Annotated in this window: 13 protein-coding genes; 6 read left to right on the top strand and 7 right to left on the bottom strand. The window is 36.2% G+C overall.

All coding sequences use genetic code 11. From position 1 onward, the window contains the following. Positions 1-277: 277 nt before the first annotated feature. From ACIQ7N_RS11655 to ACIQ7N_RS11625, 7 genes are all read right to left on the bottom strand, one after another. Positions 278-1,939 carry a hypothetical protein gene (locus ACIQ7N_RS11655; RefSeq protein WP_402932120.1) on the bottom strand — a complete coding sequence of 554 codons (1,662 nt, stop codon included), beginning with the start codon at positions 1,937-1,939 and terminating at the stop codon, positions 278-280. Between the two features lie 161 nt (positions 1,940-2,100). After that, positions 2,101-2,274 (bottom strand): YjfB family protein, encoded by a 174-nt coding sequence (locus tag ACIQ7N_RS11650; RefSeq protein ID WP_012295488.1) that lies wholly within the window; start codon positions 2,272-2,274, stop codon positions 2,101-2,103. A gap of 118 nt (positions 2,275-2,392) precedes the next feature. Then, the gene (yihA, locus tag ACIQ7N_RS11645) at positions 2,393-2,974 is read right to left on the bottom strand and encodes a ribosome biogenesis GTP-binding protein YihA/YsxC (RefSeq protein WP_132357011.1); all 582 of its coding nucleotides are present in this window, start codon (positions 2,972-2,974) and stop codon (positions 2,393-2,395) included. Between the two features lie 4 nt (positions 2,975-2,978). Then, positions 2,979-5,303, bottom strand: a complete 2,325-nt coding sequence (gene lon, locus ACIQ7N_RS11640; RefSeq protein ID WP_402932118.1) for an endopeptidase La — start codon at positions 5,301-5,303, stop codon at positions 2,979-2,981. 230 nt (positions 5,304-5,533) lie between these two features. After that, positions 5,534-6,805 (bottom strand): ATP-dependent protease ATP-binding subunit ClpX, encoded by a 1,272-nt coding sequence (gene clpX / locus ACIQ7N_RS11635; RefSeq protein WP_132357013.1) that lies wholly within the window; start codon positions 6,803-6,805, stop codon positions 5,534-5,536. Between the two features lie 792 nt (positions 6,806-7,597). Next, a complete protein-coding gene (gene tig, locus ACIQ7N_RS11630) occupies positions 7,598-8,887 on the bottom strand; it encodes a trigger factor (RefSeq protein WP_132357014.1) in 1,290 nt (429 codons plus the stop codon). A 112-nt stretch (positions 8,888-8,999) separates the two neighbouring features. Continuing rightward, entirely contained in the window at positions 9,000-9,989 is a 990-nt protein-coding gene (locus ACIQ7N_RS11625; RefSeq protein WP_402932115.1) for a CDC27 family protein, read from the bottom strand. Between the two features lie 312 nt (positions 9,990-10,301). Between ACIQ7N_RS11625 and ACIQ7N_RS11620 the strand changes: the two genes are divergently transcribed. The 6 genes from ACIQ7N_RS11620 to qoxD all read left to right on the top strand — a co-directional run bounded on the left by ACIQ7N_RS11620 (position 10,302) and on the right by qoxD (position 16,550). Next, a complete protein-coding gene (locus ACIQ7N_RS11620) occupies positions 10,302-10,766 on the top strand; it encodes a hypothetical protein (protein WP_402932113.1) in 465 nt (154 codons plus the stop codon). A 327-nt stretch (positions 10,767-11,093) separates the two neighbouring features. Then, a complete protein-coding gene (locus ACIQ7N_RS11615; RefSeq protein WP_402932111.1) occupies positions 11,094-11,936 on the top strand; it encodes a DUF2785 domain-containing protein in 843 nt (280 codons plus the stop codon). Between the two features lie 834 nt (positions 11,937-12,770). Further along, complete coding sequence (gene qoxA, locus ACIQ7N_RS11610; RefSeq protein ID WP_132357018.1) at positions 12,771-13,694, top strand: cytochrome aa3 quinol oxidase subunit II; 924 nt, start codon at positions 12,771-12,773, stop codon at positions 13,692-13,694. A gap of 27 nt (positions 13,695-13,721) precedes the next feature. Continuing rightward, positions 13,722-15,665 (top strand): cytochrome aa3 quinol oxidase subunit I, encoded by a 1,944-nt coding sequence (gene qoxB / locus ACIQ7N_RS11605; protein WP_248716706.1) that lies wholly within the window; start codon positions 13,722-13,724, stop codon positions 15,663-15,665. Position 15,666: 1 nt separating this feature from the next. Next, the gene (gene qoxC / locus ACIQ7N_RS11600; RefSeq protein ID WP_079563106.1) at positions 15,667-16,266 is read left to right on the top strand and encodes a cytochrome aa3 quinol oxidase subunit III; all 600 of its coding nucleotides are present in this window, start codon (positions 15,667-15,669) and stop codon (positions 16,264-16,266) included. Continuing rightward, a complete protein-coding gene (qoxD, locus tag ACIQ7N_RS11595) occupies positions 16,266-16,550 on the top strand; it encodes a cytochrome aa3 quinol oxidase subunit IV (protein ID WP_402932108.1) in 285 nt (94 codons plus the stop codon). The genes qoxC and qoxD overlap by 1 nt, the downstream gene beginning before the upstream one ends. Positions 16,551-16,874: the final 324 nt, after the last annotated feature.

The raw sequence follows: 16,874 nt of genomic DNA, 5'->3' as shown, positions 1-16,874 counted from the left end.
TAATCAGGTGTGTTGATTTATCATTCTTATCTGCTTTTTCAACACACCTGAAAAATTCAAGGTCAATTATGCCTCGGCATAATTGCGTCCGGAATTGGCTTTGTACTTAGGCCTGCAGATGTTAGTGTAGCGACAGCGCAATTGTTTTTTATACAAAAGCGCAGCGTCAGCAACAAAAGTCTTTTGCGCGATAGCATAGCGGTAGCGGCAAATGTTTTTTGTGCGAAAGCGCAGTGCTAACGTAAACTCGCAAAAGACTCACAGACTTCTAAATTAATTAATCAACTAATATTAAATGTGCTTTGACAAAACGATCTGATAATACTACTAAACGATCAGAAGGTTTTAAATCAGATGCTTGAATAACTTTACCAGCTTTAATAATTGTAGCTTGATCAATATTCATATCAACCATTTCACCAGCTTCATACCAGCGACCATTTTGCCATTGACTAACGCTCTTCACATTAATTACTGCTGGGTATTTCGATTTAACTGACTGTAGTTTACCAGTTAACATTAATGGTGCAACAGGCTTTGCTTTATTAAGCATATGAAGGGCCTGTACATGACCATCCTTTACATAGAAGTAGCCATATTCGCCTTCAAATAAATGAAGCTCAATATCAGGAATGACACTATATATTTTGTTACCATTATCTACTATGGCTTTTGTTGAATTACTAACAGATAGTACAGTTCGCTCCGTTTTCTTGAAGACATTTGACTCAATCTTCATCGCATCATCAATTTCGATTAAATAGCCATCTGCTTGTGATAAACGTCCATAATATAATTCATGACCTGATAAGTTTGGTGACATAAAGCTATCACTTGTTACTTGAACAACTTGGGCATAATGATCACGTGCAGCACCGTCCGAAATTACAAAGGCTGTACCATACGCTAATAAGCCAGTAGGTTCAATTAAACGACCATTTCTAATTAAAATCGTTCCATCGTGGAAGTATAATGTACCGGCAGATTTAAGTTTAAATAATTGATATTTAGTATCTACAGAAAGCATAGGCTCATAGTACGTTCGCTCATTGTTTTTCAACACAACAATCTTTTCAATCACTTCTTTGCCAAATTGTTTAACTGTTACATAATATGCTTGACTGCCAATGTAATTTTTCAACTGACCTTTTTCAATTTTTGTATTGCCAACATATATCGGAACCTTCGATGAAAAATTCATTGTTGATAAAGCCGTTGTTGTGTCAGAGCCAAACTGCCAATTTATAAAAGCATGTTGGTTTTTGACAGTTAATTTATTTGTATTGGCATTAACAGCCTGTATCTCACCTTTATATAGGTTTTCAACTAATGTACCTGTCTCACTAATTTCTATTTTTGTGACAATGGAAGTGTTTCGATTTTTAAGGCTAAGCTTAACACGATCTCCCACATACAAAGCGCTAATATCGACAGCTGAGGAGTTTTTATGATAATCGGTATCTTTATTTATATAGTAAGTTGTTTCCTCCCCAATATCTGGTTTCAGCATAATGAATAGTCCATTTGGATCAATACTTGTCACTACTCCAGCAAGTGTTTTTGTATTTTGTGTAACTGTTGGAGATTCTGTTTCACTTGTAGAATTAGAAGTACCTCGCAGCTCAACAACACTACGAAGAGAAATTTCCGCTTCTACTTTCATTCCCATCTTAAAGCCTTCGATTGTTGTCACTGTATTATTAATATACAGGCGGGCATTATCATTTATATTGTATGTAACTTGACGACCGCTTTCATTTTGCAAAGTAATTTTACTAAGCTTTTTTTCTATTACTCCGTTAGAATTTGCATATTCTGAAAATGTTACATCAACAAAGGTTCCAGTCACCATTTGGGCAGCATGAGCTGTATTATTTGATGAATATCCTAGAACCGTTAGTAACACAATCATTAGTATGTATGGAATCTTCTTCAACAAATCCCGCCTCCTAAAAAATTGTTATTAATATATAGTATATCGTACTATTGGTAGTTTTTCCTATTCAAAAAGTTACATTTTAGTGCTTTTACTTACTTTTTAAATCTACCATTAGACATAAAGATAGAGGTAGCTTCCAATTTCAAGCTACCTTTGCTTCATCATACTTGAACGTCAATTGTATGTCCGGCTGTCGGATGTGGAGCATCTAACATTTCAACTAATTGCTCTGTATTTTGCTGTTGCATCTCCATTGCCTGTTTCGTTACAGCTAGAGATACATTTTGCATTAAAGTTGCTTGATTCATTGCCATTGATAAAGCTGCAATATCCATTTAGTCCACCTCCTATTTAATTTATCGGTCAGTTGTTCCATTCATCAAGCGATTCCCCCAATTTTTAATAAAAAAACATCTACTGTCCTAAATAATAGACTCAATAGATGTTTTTTTATTACATTTTATTTTCGATCGTACGCCAAGCTTCTTCAAAGCCGATTCCTTTTTCTGAAGAAAAGACAATAAGAGGATCATTTTTTTCCATGTCTAGCGTTTCTTTCACGATTTTTTTATGCTTATCCCATTTACCTTTTGGAATTTTATCTGCTTTTGTTGCAATAACAATACAAGGAATATTGTAATGCTTTAAAAAATCATACATCATGCGGTCATCAGCTGTAGGGGGATGACGTAAATCAACAATTTGTACGACTGCCTTTAATTCATTGCGTCCAGTGATGTAACGCTCAATCATTTTTCCCCATGCTTCACGCTCAGTTTTTGAAACCTTTGCATAACCATAGCCCGGAACATCTACAAAAAATAATTGTTCTTCAATTTTGTAAAAATTAAGCGTTTGTGTTTTTCCGGGCTTAGAAGAAATACGTGCTAAAGCCTTCCGACCGATCATTCGGTTAATAAAGGAGGATTTCCCCACATTTGAACGACCGGCTAGTGCAAATTCTGGCAGTCCATCTTCTGGATATTGGTCTGGTCTTACAGCACTTATGACCATTTCTACGTTATGGACTTTCATTTTCTTATAAACCTCCGTCCAGTGCATGGGCTAACACTTCATCAGCCGATGACACTAGTTTAAATGTTAGTTGTTCGCGTACACTTTCAGGAATATCCTCAATATCTCGCTCATTATCTTTCGGGCAAATAATTGTCGTTAAACCCGCTCGATGCGCACTGAGTGTTTTTTCCTTTAAGCCACCTATTGGCAATACACGTCCACGTAATGTAATTTCACCTGTCATACCGACTTCACGGCGTATTGGACGGTGTAAAATTGCAGAAACAATTGCAGTTGCCATAGTAATACCTGCGGAAGGACCATCTTTCGGCACAGCTCCTTCTGGAACATGAATATGAATATCATGTGTTTCAAAATATTCTGCATCCACTTTTAGATCTTCCATCTTTGTACGGACATACGATAAAGCTGTTTGAGCAGATTCCTTCATGACATCGCCGAGCTTCCCAGTTAACTGCAATTTTCCTTTACCAGGTGTTAATGATACCTCAATTTGTAATGTATCACCACCCACAGTTGTATAAGCAAGCCCAGTAGCTACACCGATTTGATTTTCCTCTTCCGCTTGTCCATATCGGAAACGATGTTTACCGAGTAAATCCTCTAACGTTTTCGAGCTCACTGTTACTCGTTTTTTCTCACCAGAAACGATGATCTTAGCGATTTTACGACAGAGGGTTGCGACTTGACGCTCTAGTCCGCGAACACCTGCTTCACGAGTATAATAACGGATAATATCCACTACTGCTTCGTCTTTCATAATAACTTGTGTTTTTTTCAAGCCATGCTCTTTTAACTGTTTCGGTATTAAGTGATTTTTCATAATTTGCTCTTTTTCAATTTCTGTATAACCAGCAATTGAGATTACTTCCATACGATCTAGTAACGGCCCAGGAATTGTACTTAAATCATTCGCAGTTGCTATAAATAGTACATTTGATAAATCATAAGGTTCTTCGATGTAATGATCACTAAATGTATTATTTTGAGCCGGATCTAAAACTTCAAGCATTGCTGCTGCCGGATCTCCCCTAAAGTCATTAGACATTTTATCAATTTCATCTAGCAGGAATACAGGATTAATAGTTCCTGCCTTTTTCATCCCTTGGATAATACGACCTGGCATTGCCCCAACATACGTACGACGATGACCACGAATTTCCGATTCGTCTCGTACCCCACCTAATGAAATACGGATAAATTTGCGATCCAAGCTTTCTGCAATAGATCGAGCTAACGATGTTTTACCTACTCCTGGAGGGCCAGCCAAACATAATATTGGTCCACGTAACGATTTTTTCAACTGACGTACAGCTAAATATTCTAATATACGTTCTTTTACTTTTTCTAACCCGTCATGATCACGATTTAAAATATTCTCCGCATGTTCGATATTCATGCGATCTTCAGTCGCATTCGTCCATGGCAATGAAATAATCCAATCAATATAGTTTCGGATGACGCCACTCTCTGCACTAGCCGATGGTAACTTCTCGTAGCGATCTAACTCTTTAAGCACTACTTCTTTCGTTGATTCAGGCATTCCTGTTTCGTCAATACGTTTACGTAATTCAGCTACTTCGCCAGTTTTTCCTTCGCGATCTCCTAGCTCAGTTTGAATAGCTTTCATTTGTTCACGTAAATAATATTCCTTTTGTGTACGCTCCATGGATTGCTTAACTTTTGTATTAATTTTCTTTTCAAGATCAAGTACTTCTTGCTCGTCATGTAAACGAATAATTAAATGATCTAAACGCTTCTTTACATTGAGCATCTCTAATACTTCTTGTTTATCTGCAATCTTAAAGGGTAAATGCGATGCAATAATGTCTGCTAAACGACCTGGCTCTTCAATGTCTGCCACAGTACTGATGGTTTCAGATGTAATTTTATTGGAGCCTTTCGCGTATCTCTCGAAATACGTTAACAACGTACGCATTAAAGCCTGTGTTTCAACATCCTTACCGTTTGTTTCTTCCTTAACATCGATGTCAACAATCGTATATTTTTCTAGCGCCCGATAGTTAGACCATGTTGCTCGCGCCACACCTTCCACTAAAATACGCAGAGTTCCATTTGGTAATTTTAGCATCTGTTTGACATATGCCATCGTACCAACTGTATACAAATCTTGCTCATCAGGCTGTTCATCATGTACTTCTTTTTGTGTTACCAATAATATCAATTGGTCCTCTAGCATCGCTTGTTCTAGCGCCGCTACAGAACGATTTCTACCCACATCAATATGTAACACCATCGACGGGTATACTAAAAGTCCACGTAAAGGCAATAATGGTACACTTGTTGTTTTTTGTATTGTCACCATGCGGGTATTCACCTCCGTCATAATTTTCTTATTCACTCCCACGCTACTAGTATGCGTCTAAAAAGCTAATTCACACTAGTTAATCAATTGAGCCAAAAATTTCATCTAATTACAGTTGGCTTTATGTATGAATGAATAAAAAGCTGACTGTCGATATGTGCGAATATTGCACAATCGAAGTCAGCTAAATTACTCTTTATCTCATAACAATAGACATTAGTGTCTGTTCGTTATGCTGAAGTTTTTGTGTCGCTACCTTCATCGAGTTCAGTGCCATCTTCAAGAAGCAATTTCGGTTTTTCTTTATCCGTAATTGTTTTTGCCGTAATGATACATTTTTTCACATCTTCACGTGAAGGTAGTTCGTACATTACATCAAGCATTGTTGACTCAATAATTGAACGAAGACCACGTGCACCCGTTTTCCGTTCTATTGCTTCTTTTGCAATTTCAGAAAGAGCACCTTCATCAAACTCAAGCTCAACACCATCTAGTTCAAGCATTTTTTGATATTGCTTAGCTAGTGCATTTTTAGGCTCCGTTAAAATTTGTACAAGCGCAGCCTCGTTTAATTGTTCTAGACTTGCAAGTACCGGTAATCGACCGATAAATTCTGGAATTAGACCAAATTTTAATAAATCCTCTGGAATCAGCTTCGCCATAATTGAGCCTTCATCCGTATCAATTTTGTTTGGATCTGAACCGAAGCCAATTACTTTTTCACCTTGACGACGTTTAATAATGGATTCTATTCCATCAAATGCTCCACCCACAATAAATAAGATGTTTGTAGTATCGATTTGTAAAAACTCTTGGTGTGGATGCTTACGACCACCTTGTGGTGGGACACTAGCAACTGTACCTTCTAAAATTTTTAGAAGAGCTTGTTGCACACCTTCACCAGAAACATCACGTGTAATGGATGGATTTTCGGATTTACGTGCAACTTTATCGATTTCATCAATATAGATGATTCCTTTTTCAGCACGCTCGATATCGTAATCTGCGGATTGAATTAATTTTAATAAAATATTTTCAACGTCCTCACCAACATAGCCAGCTTCTGTTAGAGAAGTAGCATCTGCAATTGCAAAAGGAACGTTTAATATACGCGCCAATGTTTGGGCCAATAAAGTTTTACCGCTACCAGTTGGGCCGATTAACACAATGTTCGATTTTGCTAATTCTACATCATCAATTTTACTATTTGTATTAATGCGTTTGTAGTGATTGTAAACCGCAACCGCTAAAGCTTTTTTAGCACGTTCTTGCCCTATTACATACTCATCTAAAATCGTTAAGATCTCTTTCGGTTTTGGAATATCTTGAAATTCAATTTCTTCTTCAACGCCCAGTTCCTCTACAACGATTTCTGAACAAAGTTCGATACATTCATCACAAATATAAACACCAGGACCTGCAACTAGTTTACGTACCTGTTCTTGTGGTTTTCCACAGAATGAGCATTTTAAATTGCCTTTTTCATCATTAAATTTGAACAATATGTTTCACCCCTATTCAAGCAACAATCTTACAAGATTATTGAATCTTTATCAAATAAATTGTCTGCATCTATTTACACCACGGCGTCTATGTTTCAAGATTTCAAAAAGTTTTCGACATTTATTGTACAAAAAACATTATTATTTATTGCAAATAATGCCCATTCATTAGCTTGATGAATTCCAGCTCTTAACATTAGCGTGTGGTTGAATTCTGTGTATAACTGACTGATTCTTCAGAAACCTCTAGCGATCAAAGACCTTTCTTTCCGTCAAGTTTTCTGGCTCTCGACTAATATTTGGCCTGTGGCTTCACTAAAATACCGTTGATACAAGTTAAAAATGCTCAAGTAACTTTTTTCTATTAATTATGCCTCGGCATAATTGTAGCTGTCGCTACAGAAAATAATGGCTGAAAGAAGTTGAAAATCTATTATATTCGCCAGAGGCTTAACTTCATTCAGACGAGGATGTATTTCGTTGTTCCTCATTTGGAAGGATTGAGACATCAATTTGATCTCTACTGAATAAAGTCAAATTTTAGCATCGTGTGAAAAGTCAAACAATACTATGTATTAGAGAAGTGTAAAGGCTTTTGCCTATCCCCTTTTCAAAAAAGTATTTCCTGTTTGGAGGATGCTTTTTGCGGTGAAAGTAGTCGTAATATTAAAACTATCATTAACTGAACTAAAAGGGGAATCTAGCTTATTCTAAATAAAAAATATGTGATAAAACAAGGCACGGTTTAATGCCGTACCTTGTTTTCATTTTTTATCCAGTTACAAAAAAATCCTATTCAGTAATTTTAGCGTTTTCTACTAAAAATTCAACTGTTTTTTGAATTTTAATGTCGTTTTCAAGAACTGCTGTGCCGCCTAAAGCGCCAGTAATTTGCTCTTTAGTCATGTTAAATTGAGCAGCCATTTTTTCTAATTCAGCTGCGATATCAGCTTCAGATGCTTCAATTTTTTCAGCTTCAGCAATTGCTTCAAGTGTTAAAGATACACGTACACGGCTTTGTGCTTCTTCTTTCATTTGTCCACGTAAATCTTCTTCTGATTGACCTGAGAATTGGTAGTAAAGGTCTAAGTTCATGCCTTGCATTTGTAAACGTTGACCAAATTCTTGTAACATACGATCAGTTTCAGAGTTGATCATACCAGCAGGTACTTCAAATTCTGCATTTTCAGCAGCTTTTTCAACTAATTGATCACGAAGTGTTGCATCAGATTCAGCTTGTTTTTGTTCAGCAGTTTGCTCTTTGATTTTAGCGCGTAAAGCATCGACACCTTCAACTTCTGGGTCTAATTCTTTAGCGAATTCGTCGTTTAGTTCTGGAAGAACTTTCGTTTTCACTTCTTTTACAGTTACTTTGAAAGTAGCTTCTTTACCTGCTAATTCTGCTGCATGGTATTCTTCTGGGAAAGTAACAACTACGTCTTTAGATTCACCAGCTTTTACACCTACAAGTTGCTCTTCAAAGCCAGGGATGAATGAGCCTGAACCGATTTCTAGTGGGTAATCTTCACCTTTACCACCTTCAAATGCTTCTTCGCCTACGAAACCTTCAAAGTCGATAGTAGCTGTATCGCCTTCTACGATAGCTTCGTCTTCTTTAATTTCAAGCTCTGCTTTACGAGCTAATTGGTCTTGAATTTGTGTTTCTACTTCTTCATCAGTAACTTCTACTGGAAGTTTCGTAACTTCTAAACCTTTGTATTCACCAAGTTTCGGCTCTGGTTTCACTGTTACTTGAGCAGTAAATGTGAAATCTTTACCGTGTACGAAGTTTTCTGTACCAGCAATTTCTGGGTAATCAACTGGCATAATTCCAGCTTCATCGATCGCTTTTGAATAAGAATCAGGAACGATGATTTCTAATGCATCTTGGTATAAAGATTCGATACCAAAACGTTGTTCAAACATTTTACGAGGCATTTTTCCTTTACGGAAACCTGGAACGTTAATTTGTTTCACAACTTTTTTGAACGCTTGGTCCATTGCTGCATCTACTTCTGCAGCTGGTACTTCGATTGTTAGAGTACCGATATTACCTTCTTGTTTTTCCCATTTTGCTGACATGTATAAATACCTCCAAATAAATAATCAAGTTTAAATGTTAGACAATTCATTCGTAACTACGATTTTGACAACCATTTTAGTATAACATAGATGCGTATAGTTTCAACTTATTTCATACCTCATGTAGTTCAGTAAGTTTTTCCAACATTTGTAAAAAGTCGATAATTTCATAATCCATTTCCTGTACTTTTCCGAGCATCGATTGTACAAAGTCAATATAACTATAAGCTATATCATCGGCTTCGAATGGTTGCCATTCAAACGGATACGTTACAATGGCATGCTTCGCCATTAAATATTGTACCATTTCCAACGTCGATGGGTCTTGCTCTAATTTATTTTCAATTATTTTTTTTACTTCCCTATACTGAGGCAACTGATTTGGTAGAACTAAATTTTTAGGATTAACAGTTATTGTTTCATCAAATTTTGAGACAGTAATGTCAATCGACACTTCTTGTTCCACTAATAAAATTAATGCTAAGCTCTGAACAAATGGATGGATTGTTGGACATTCAATAATAGCTTTCAATGCTATTTTTAATTGTCGTACATTCGTATCCATTAAGCGATGCAGAAGAATAGATTGTTCGTTTGGCGTTAATGCGCTAAATTTCGAAAGTTCATATTCTTGCTCTTCTAACAATCGTTTAGCATCCTCTTTTTTTTGGAGATTTTTAGCAACCTCTTGATTCAAGCTTCTTATACGTTCAAATTTCTCAAGCTGATCTTCCGGAAGTACTTTTTCTTCAATTAATGTCGTAATTAATGATTCTACTTGATGGTATTCCTTTAACTGCATACATACTGTAACATACAGTTCCATTACTTCTACATACAATGTCGTCCCCATAGCAAACAATTGCTCACAAACATTTTTAACTTTATCGTATTCTTTTAATTCATATAAAGCATACGCGTAGGTACTTAATGCACTTTCGTCTCCAGCTTCATATGAAAATGCATTTTCAAAGCTTGCCACAGCCTCTTCATATTGATAATTTTCCGCATACATATGTCCTTCACGTATTAATGTCTGAATAGCACCAGGAAAAACAACAATATTGTCATGTTTGATCACATGCCGTTTTCGCTTTGTCATTTTTCTCACCTCTTTAGCTCTATTTTACTTATTAGTTTCTTATTAAATAATCATCATAACATGAAGTTGATATTCGTATTCACTGAACACTTTAGTAGGCTACTCTTATTTGACCTCGAAGGTTTGCCACAAATCAAGGCCAACACAAATATACCAATAAATTTATTCACCGCTCATTTTTTAATAAAAAATATCCACTTTAGCATTTCATGTTTTGTAATAAATTGTATTATAATTAATAATATCTTTTGTTTATTACTATTTACAGGCAGCGGCTTTGTATTTTAAAGTTCTTCACAAGGAGTGGAATACATGCAATTAATAGATACAGTTAGTGAATTTGGTAGTAGCATCTCTCCTATGTATGAGGCACTATCAATTAAAGTTGTTTCGCTATCTACAGCGGACGGTCCCCATCTGAAGGATTCTCCGATTGAATTTGAAATACTCACAAGAACTAAGATTGATGTATATACACAAGAAGCGATTACACATATTATAAGTATCAAAGGTCACATTCCTGGCTCCATTTCACTTGGACACCAACATGAGTCACTTTTTATTATTCCCCAAAATGTACACATTGAATGCAACTATAAACTGCTAAGTATTGACAAAAAAGATATGCAACGAATCTTAATGCACTCTCAACCGAACCTTCATTATAGTGAATGGCTAATCGATGCCATTATAAATGCAAATATTCTTGTAGAATTAAAAACTAATCAAAATACCTTTACCGAATGGCCGCTCGGTATAAAGTCAGCCGTTATATGATAACTAGGATGAGACATACTTTAATAGGTATGTCTTTTGTTTTGAGCTCGTTTATTAAGTGTCTCCTTTTTGTTGCTTGTCTATCATATCAACTTTCTTTTGATTCTGGAATTCCCATTGTGAATATACTCCTATATCACTAGAAAACTTCACAACTCACAAATTATCATTGAAACGCTATAATAAAAAAGCATAGCTCTAAAAGCATTTACAATTTACTATGTCTGCGCATTGTTATGAAAGTAATTACAAAGACTACAGATTATCAAGGAATACATTTAAAAAATGCTCAAAGAGAGAATTAACTTAACTTCGGGGGAATTACATATGGATATCAAAAATACTTTACAATCATTTTCCACTATGACACATTCAGCACAACAAGAATTTATGTTACAAAAAGGCGATTGGTTGTTACAAGAAATGTTAACGCACATTGGTTCACCAGATGCCGAATTACGCGACAAATTAATATATCGTACTTTTATGCATATACTTAGCGATAATTTACTGCGCACCGAACAGTTACAATATTTATTTGATACTGTTACAGGCGACGATTTTTTATATTTAAAGCTAGGTGAAGAATTGACAGATAGTGTCTTTACACGTTCGTTTTCTGCTTTACTTGCAGCAGGTATTCTTGCAAAAGATGCTGACCTACTGGTATTAAACGATGATCGTCTACAAGCTTTCTTTCAAAAGATTGGCCGCTATTTATTATTGGAAAAAGATACACGAGGTCATGTTCATGATAAGGGCTGGGCGCATAGCATTGCACATGGTGCAGATTTAGCAGCCATGACGATTAAACATCCTAAATTCAACTTACAGTATGCACCTCACATCTTGCATGCATTAAAACTTGTTACATGGAAAGATACGGTCTTCATCGACGATGAGGAGGAACGCTTAATTAATATAATTGAAGCGTTACTAGCTCGTAACTATTCCGAGGAAGCATTAATAGAATTTGTCGATCAGGTATTTGATAAATTTGAAATGCATTTAGTGACTCAGGGCTATAACGAAGCCTTTTTTAGTGGACGTACATGCACATTAAATTTAATGAAAACATTGTACTTCGCCTTAAAGATGAATAACCTAGCCCCAAAACTCCAAAATACTATCTATGGACAAGTAGCAAAATGGCTAAAGCTAGGAGCTTAAATTTATCTTCATTACCTTGGCATAATTGTGTCAAATAAGGATAAATCGCTTTCTTTCTGCTTAGAACATTTATTTTCGTCTTTGTAACCAAAAATAGCAAACCAAGGATATCCTTAGTTTGCTATTTTTACTTTCCGGATAAAACATTCGAATAACATTTTATGGAAGTGTATAATTATATTAACATAATTAATATTATCCCCCTTTCCATTCATCCCTGACATTTAAAATTTCTCCTTATATATCCATAATTCATCTTCCCGCGTACTCATCTTTTTAAAAAACGCAACAAAAAAGCACTCAAAACCTCAACATGACGGCAATTTTATTACAAAATGTAGTCTAAAATGTGAAATGATATTTTCACAAAAAAAACTATTTACATGGTTAAATACAAGAAACTCAGTGTTTTCAACGTTTCAACAGTGTTTATTTAATTAAATGCAAAAATACTAATATTGAAATAACGATTTTTGTTCAAAAAATGTTCATAATCATCCCCGATTTACTATTAAAAATATAAAAAAATAATTTTTTTTCTTTGAAACGAGCGTATAATCCTATTTGCAAACAATGACATTTTGTGTCGATTGATTATGACACTTTGTCTAAAAAGTCGATTACACAAATTTATGATTTTGCGAACGCTTGCACTAGACCAATCAAATACTAAATTCAATGTTTCATAATGAACCATGCCATTGTAAGTATTTCTTATTATTTGATTGGTACAACAACTAAAAGAGGTGACCTTATTACCCACTATTTATAAATTCGAATTTATACGCAAACACATGAAATTTATGAATAGCCGTTTTAAGAAAGGAGTCAAACATGAAGAAAAAGTTAAGCTTAATGTTCATTGCATTTGGTGCGCTTGCAGTTCTTGCTGGTTGTGAACCATTAACAATCTTTGATCCAAAAGGGCCAAATGCCAAAACATTATCAGACACAATTATTTTATCCATTATTACAATGGCCTTTATATTACTAGTCGTGTATGTGCTTTTAGCATTTATGCTAACAAAATACCGTGCTTCAAAAGCATCTGCCGATTATGAGCCTCCTCACGAAGAGGGTAGTCATCTACTGGAAATTACATGGACAGTTATCCCTATTATCATAGTGGCATTCTTAGCAATTGTAACTGTAAGAACAACAAGTACTGTAGAGTCTCAACCAGATGGTTATGACAACAAAGAGCCACTTGTTATTTACGCTTCATCATCTAACTGGAAATGGCATTTTAGCTATCCAGAGCAAGGTATTGAAACTGTAAACTATGTAAATATTCCTGTTGACCGTCCAATTGAGTTCAAACTTTACTCATTCGGACCAATCACAAGTTTCTGGATTCCTCAATTAGCTGGGCAAAAATATGCGATGAGTGACATGTTAACAACTATTCACCTTGCCGCAGATGAAGTTGGTTCATTCATGGGCCGTAACTCAAACTTTAGCGGTCGCGGATTTGCTGAAATGGAATTTGAGGCACAATCTATGACGCAAGAAGACTTCGACAAATGGGCTTCTGATGTAAAAGCAAAAGAAAAACCATTAACAAAAGAAAAATTTGATGAACTATTAAAAGCAGAACACGTTGGTCGTTCAAGCTATTCATCTACACACTTAGAATTTAGACCAGCTCCAATGGAACATAGTGAACATATGAAAATGGGAGACATGGATCATAGTAAAATGAACCATGGCGATCATTCTGATTCACAAGAAAATTCTGAAGCAAAACATTCACATTAATTTTTAAACCCGAAAGGAGCGCATCCAATGAGTATGGAAGAAGTATTCCATCCTATGCAAGAACCGATGATTTTAGCGGCAGCTATTAGTATCGTAGTTGGAGCAGTTGTTATCGTGGCTGGCCTTACGTATTTCAAAAAGTGGGGCTATTTCTACAAAAACTGGCTATCAACTGTTGACCATAAAAAAATCGGTATTATGTATATCGCTACAGCACTTTTGATGCTATTCCGTGGCGGTATCGATGCATTGTTAATGCGTGCACAAACGGCAGTTCCTGATAATGGACTTCTAGATGCACAACACTATAATGAGATTTTCACAACACACGGTTTATTAATGATTTTATTCATGGCTATGCCATTTGTAATTGGTTTAATGAACATTGTTATCCCACTGCAAATTGGTGCACGTGACGTTGCCTTCCCACGTCTAAATGCAGTCAGCTTCTGGTTATTTGCGGCTGGTTGTGGTTTATTAAACCTATCATTTATCATTGGTGGTTCACCTGATGCTGGTTGGACAGCTTACTTCCCATTAGCTGGGACAGAATTTAGTCCATCTGTTGGGAACAACTACTATTCTTTAGCTTTACAATTATCAGGGATTGGTACGTTAATGACTGGTGTTAACTTCATCGCAACAATCATTAAAATGCGTGCACCTGGTATGACATTAATGAAAATGCCAATGTTTACTTGGTCAATTTTAATTACAAACATTATTATCGTATTTGCATTCCCAGTATTAACTGTAGCACTTGCATTAATGATGTTAGACCGTCAATTCGGTACACAATTCTTTGCAATGCAAAATGGCGGTATGGATATGCTTTGGGCCAACCTATTCTGGGTTTGGGGACATCCTGAGGTTTATATCGTTATCCTACCTGCTTTCGGTATTTTCTCTGAAATCATTGCGACATTTGCACGTAAAAACTTATACGGCTATAAATCAATGGTTATGAGTATGGTCGTTATTTCGTTACTATCATTCTTAGTATGGGCCCACCACTTCTATACAATGGGTCACGGTGTAATGGTAAACAGTGTATTCTCTATTACAACAATGGCAATCGCTGTTCCGACAGGGGTTAAAATATTTAACTGGTTGCTCACAATGAGACACGGTAAAATTCAATTTACAACTCCTATGCTTTATGCTCTTGGCTTTATTCCTATCTTCACAATTGGTGGGGTTACAGGGGTAATGCTTGCAATGGCAAGTGCTGACTATCAATATCATAATACGATGTTCCTAGTTGCCCACTTCCACTATGTATTAATTCCAGGTACAGTATTCGGTGTACTTGCAGGTTACCACTACTGGTGGCCAAAAATGTTCGGTTTCCGTTTAAATGAAAAACTAGGTAAAGCAGCTTTCTGGTTTATCGCAATTTGCTTTAACGTAACATTCTTCCCTCTATTCATTTTAGGTTTAGATGGTTACGCTCGTCGTATGTACACTTACTCTGAGTCAACTGGTTACGGTCCATTGAACATGCTATCGTTCATCGGTGGTATTGGTCTTGCTGTCGGCTTTGCGTTAATCGTATATAACATTTACTACAGCTGGAAACATATGCCTCGTAATGAAAAAGCAGATGTTTGGGATGGTCGTACATTAGAATGGGCTACTCATTCTCCAGTACCAGAATATAACTTTGCAGTAGTTCCAACTGTTACACGTTTAGATGAATTCTGGTTCGCGAAAAAAGAAGGTCGCGATATTACAGCAGGTAAAATTGAAAAAATTCACATGCCTAACAACACTGGCACACCATTCTGGATGAGCGGATTCTTCTTCCTTGCAGCATTCTTCGCTGTATTTAATCTATGGATTCCAGCCATCATTAGTATGATTGGTGTATTCGGCTTTATGATTCATCGTTCATTTGAAAAAGATCATGGTCGATACATTTCAGTTGAAGAAGTTATGGCAACTGAGAAAAGCTTGAGAGGTGATAAATAATATGAAAATCGATTCTTCACTTCCATTAGAATATAGTACAGAAGAAAATCGCCTGAAAATTTTCGGTTTCTGGATTTTCCTTGGCGCCGAAATCGTATTATTCGCCACACTATTTACAGTGTATTTCACACTTCAAACACGTACAGGTAGTGGCCCAAATGGCGCTGAGATTTTCGAATTAACACCAGTATTATGGGAAACTTTCTTATTATTAACTAGTAGTTTCACAATTGGTCTTGGTGTTCACGCAATGCGTATTGGCAATAAAAAAGCGATGATGGCATTTTTCATCATCACACTTCTATTAGGTCTTGGCTTCTTAGGTATTGAGATTGATGAATTTGTCACATATGTTGAAGAAGGTGCGACTATTCAAACAAGCGCATTCTTATCGGCATTAATGACTTTACTTGGTACGCACGGTCTCCACGTAACATTCGGTTTCTTCTGGGGCGTTGCAATTTTAATCCAAGTAGCTAGCCGTGGTTTAAACCCACAAACAGCTAACAAAGCGTTTATCTTCTCACTGTACTGGCACTTCCTAGACGTTGTTTGGATTTTCATCTTCAGCTTCGTCTACTTGAAAGGACTGATTAGCTGATGAAGGAATTATTCCCAAAACAACATGTGATGGGCTTCGGCTTCTCCCTGTTACTAACTGTTATAGCTTTAGCTGTTATTAAATTCGATATGTCTTTTAACATGGCATTCGCCGTTTTACTAGTAACTGCTCTTGCGCAAGCAACTGTACAATTAGTATTATTCATGCACATCGGTGAATCTGAAGATAAGAAAACGTTATATACAACGATTTTATATTCAGTATTCGTAGGTGTTGTCACAATCATTGGTACATTATTCGCAATGATCTGGGGCTATAATTGATAAACAAAGCCGAGAAAATGATATCATTTTCTCGGCTTTGTCTTTTTGTAAATATTTTTTCCACCATAGAAAGTAGACTCAACTTAAAACCGAACACCCCTCCCCTACTCTTCCTTATGCAAACATAGCAATCACTGACCTTATTCATTATTCCTTTGCTAATTGCGTCTGGCATCGGTAAAAATAAAAGCTTCGTTACTAACCTCCTATTCCTGTCGCTTCTTTAGCACTACGCTTTCGCACAGAAAGTTGCCCGAGTGACTCAACAGACGTCTCGCTCCTAGGGAGCTTTGCTCTGTGCGAAAGCGAAGCGCCAGCTAGAGC

It is taken from the genome of Lysinibacillus sp. NPDC095746 (assembly GCF_044763535.1).
Classification (GTDB): Bacteria; Bacillota; Bacilli; order Bacillales_A; family Planococcaceae; genus Lysinibacillus.
This window is presented reverse-complemented; position numbering and strand designations above follow the sequence as displayed.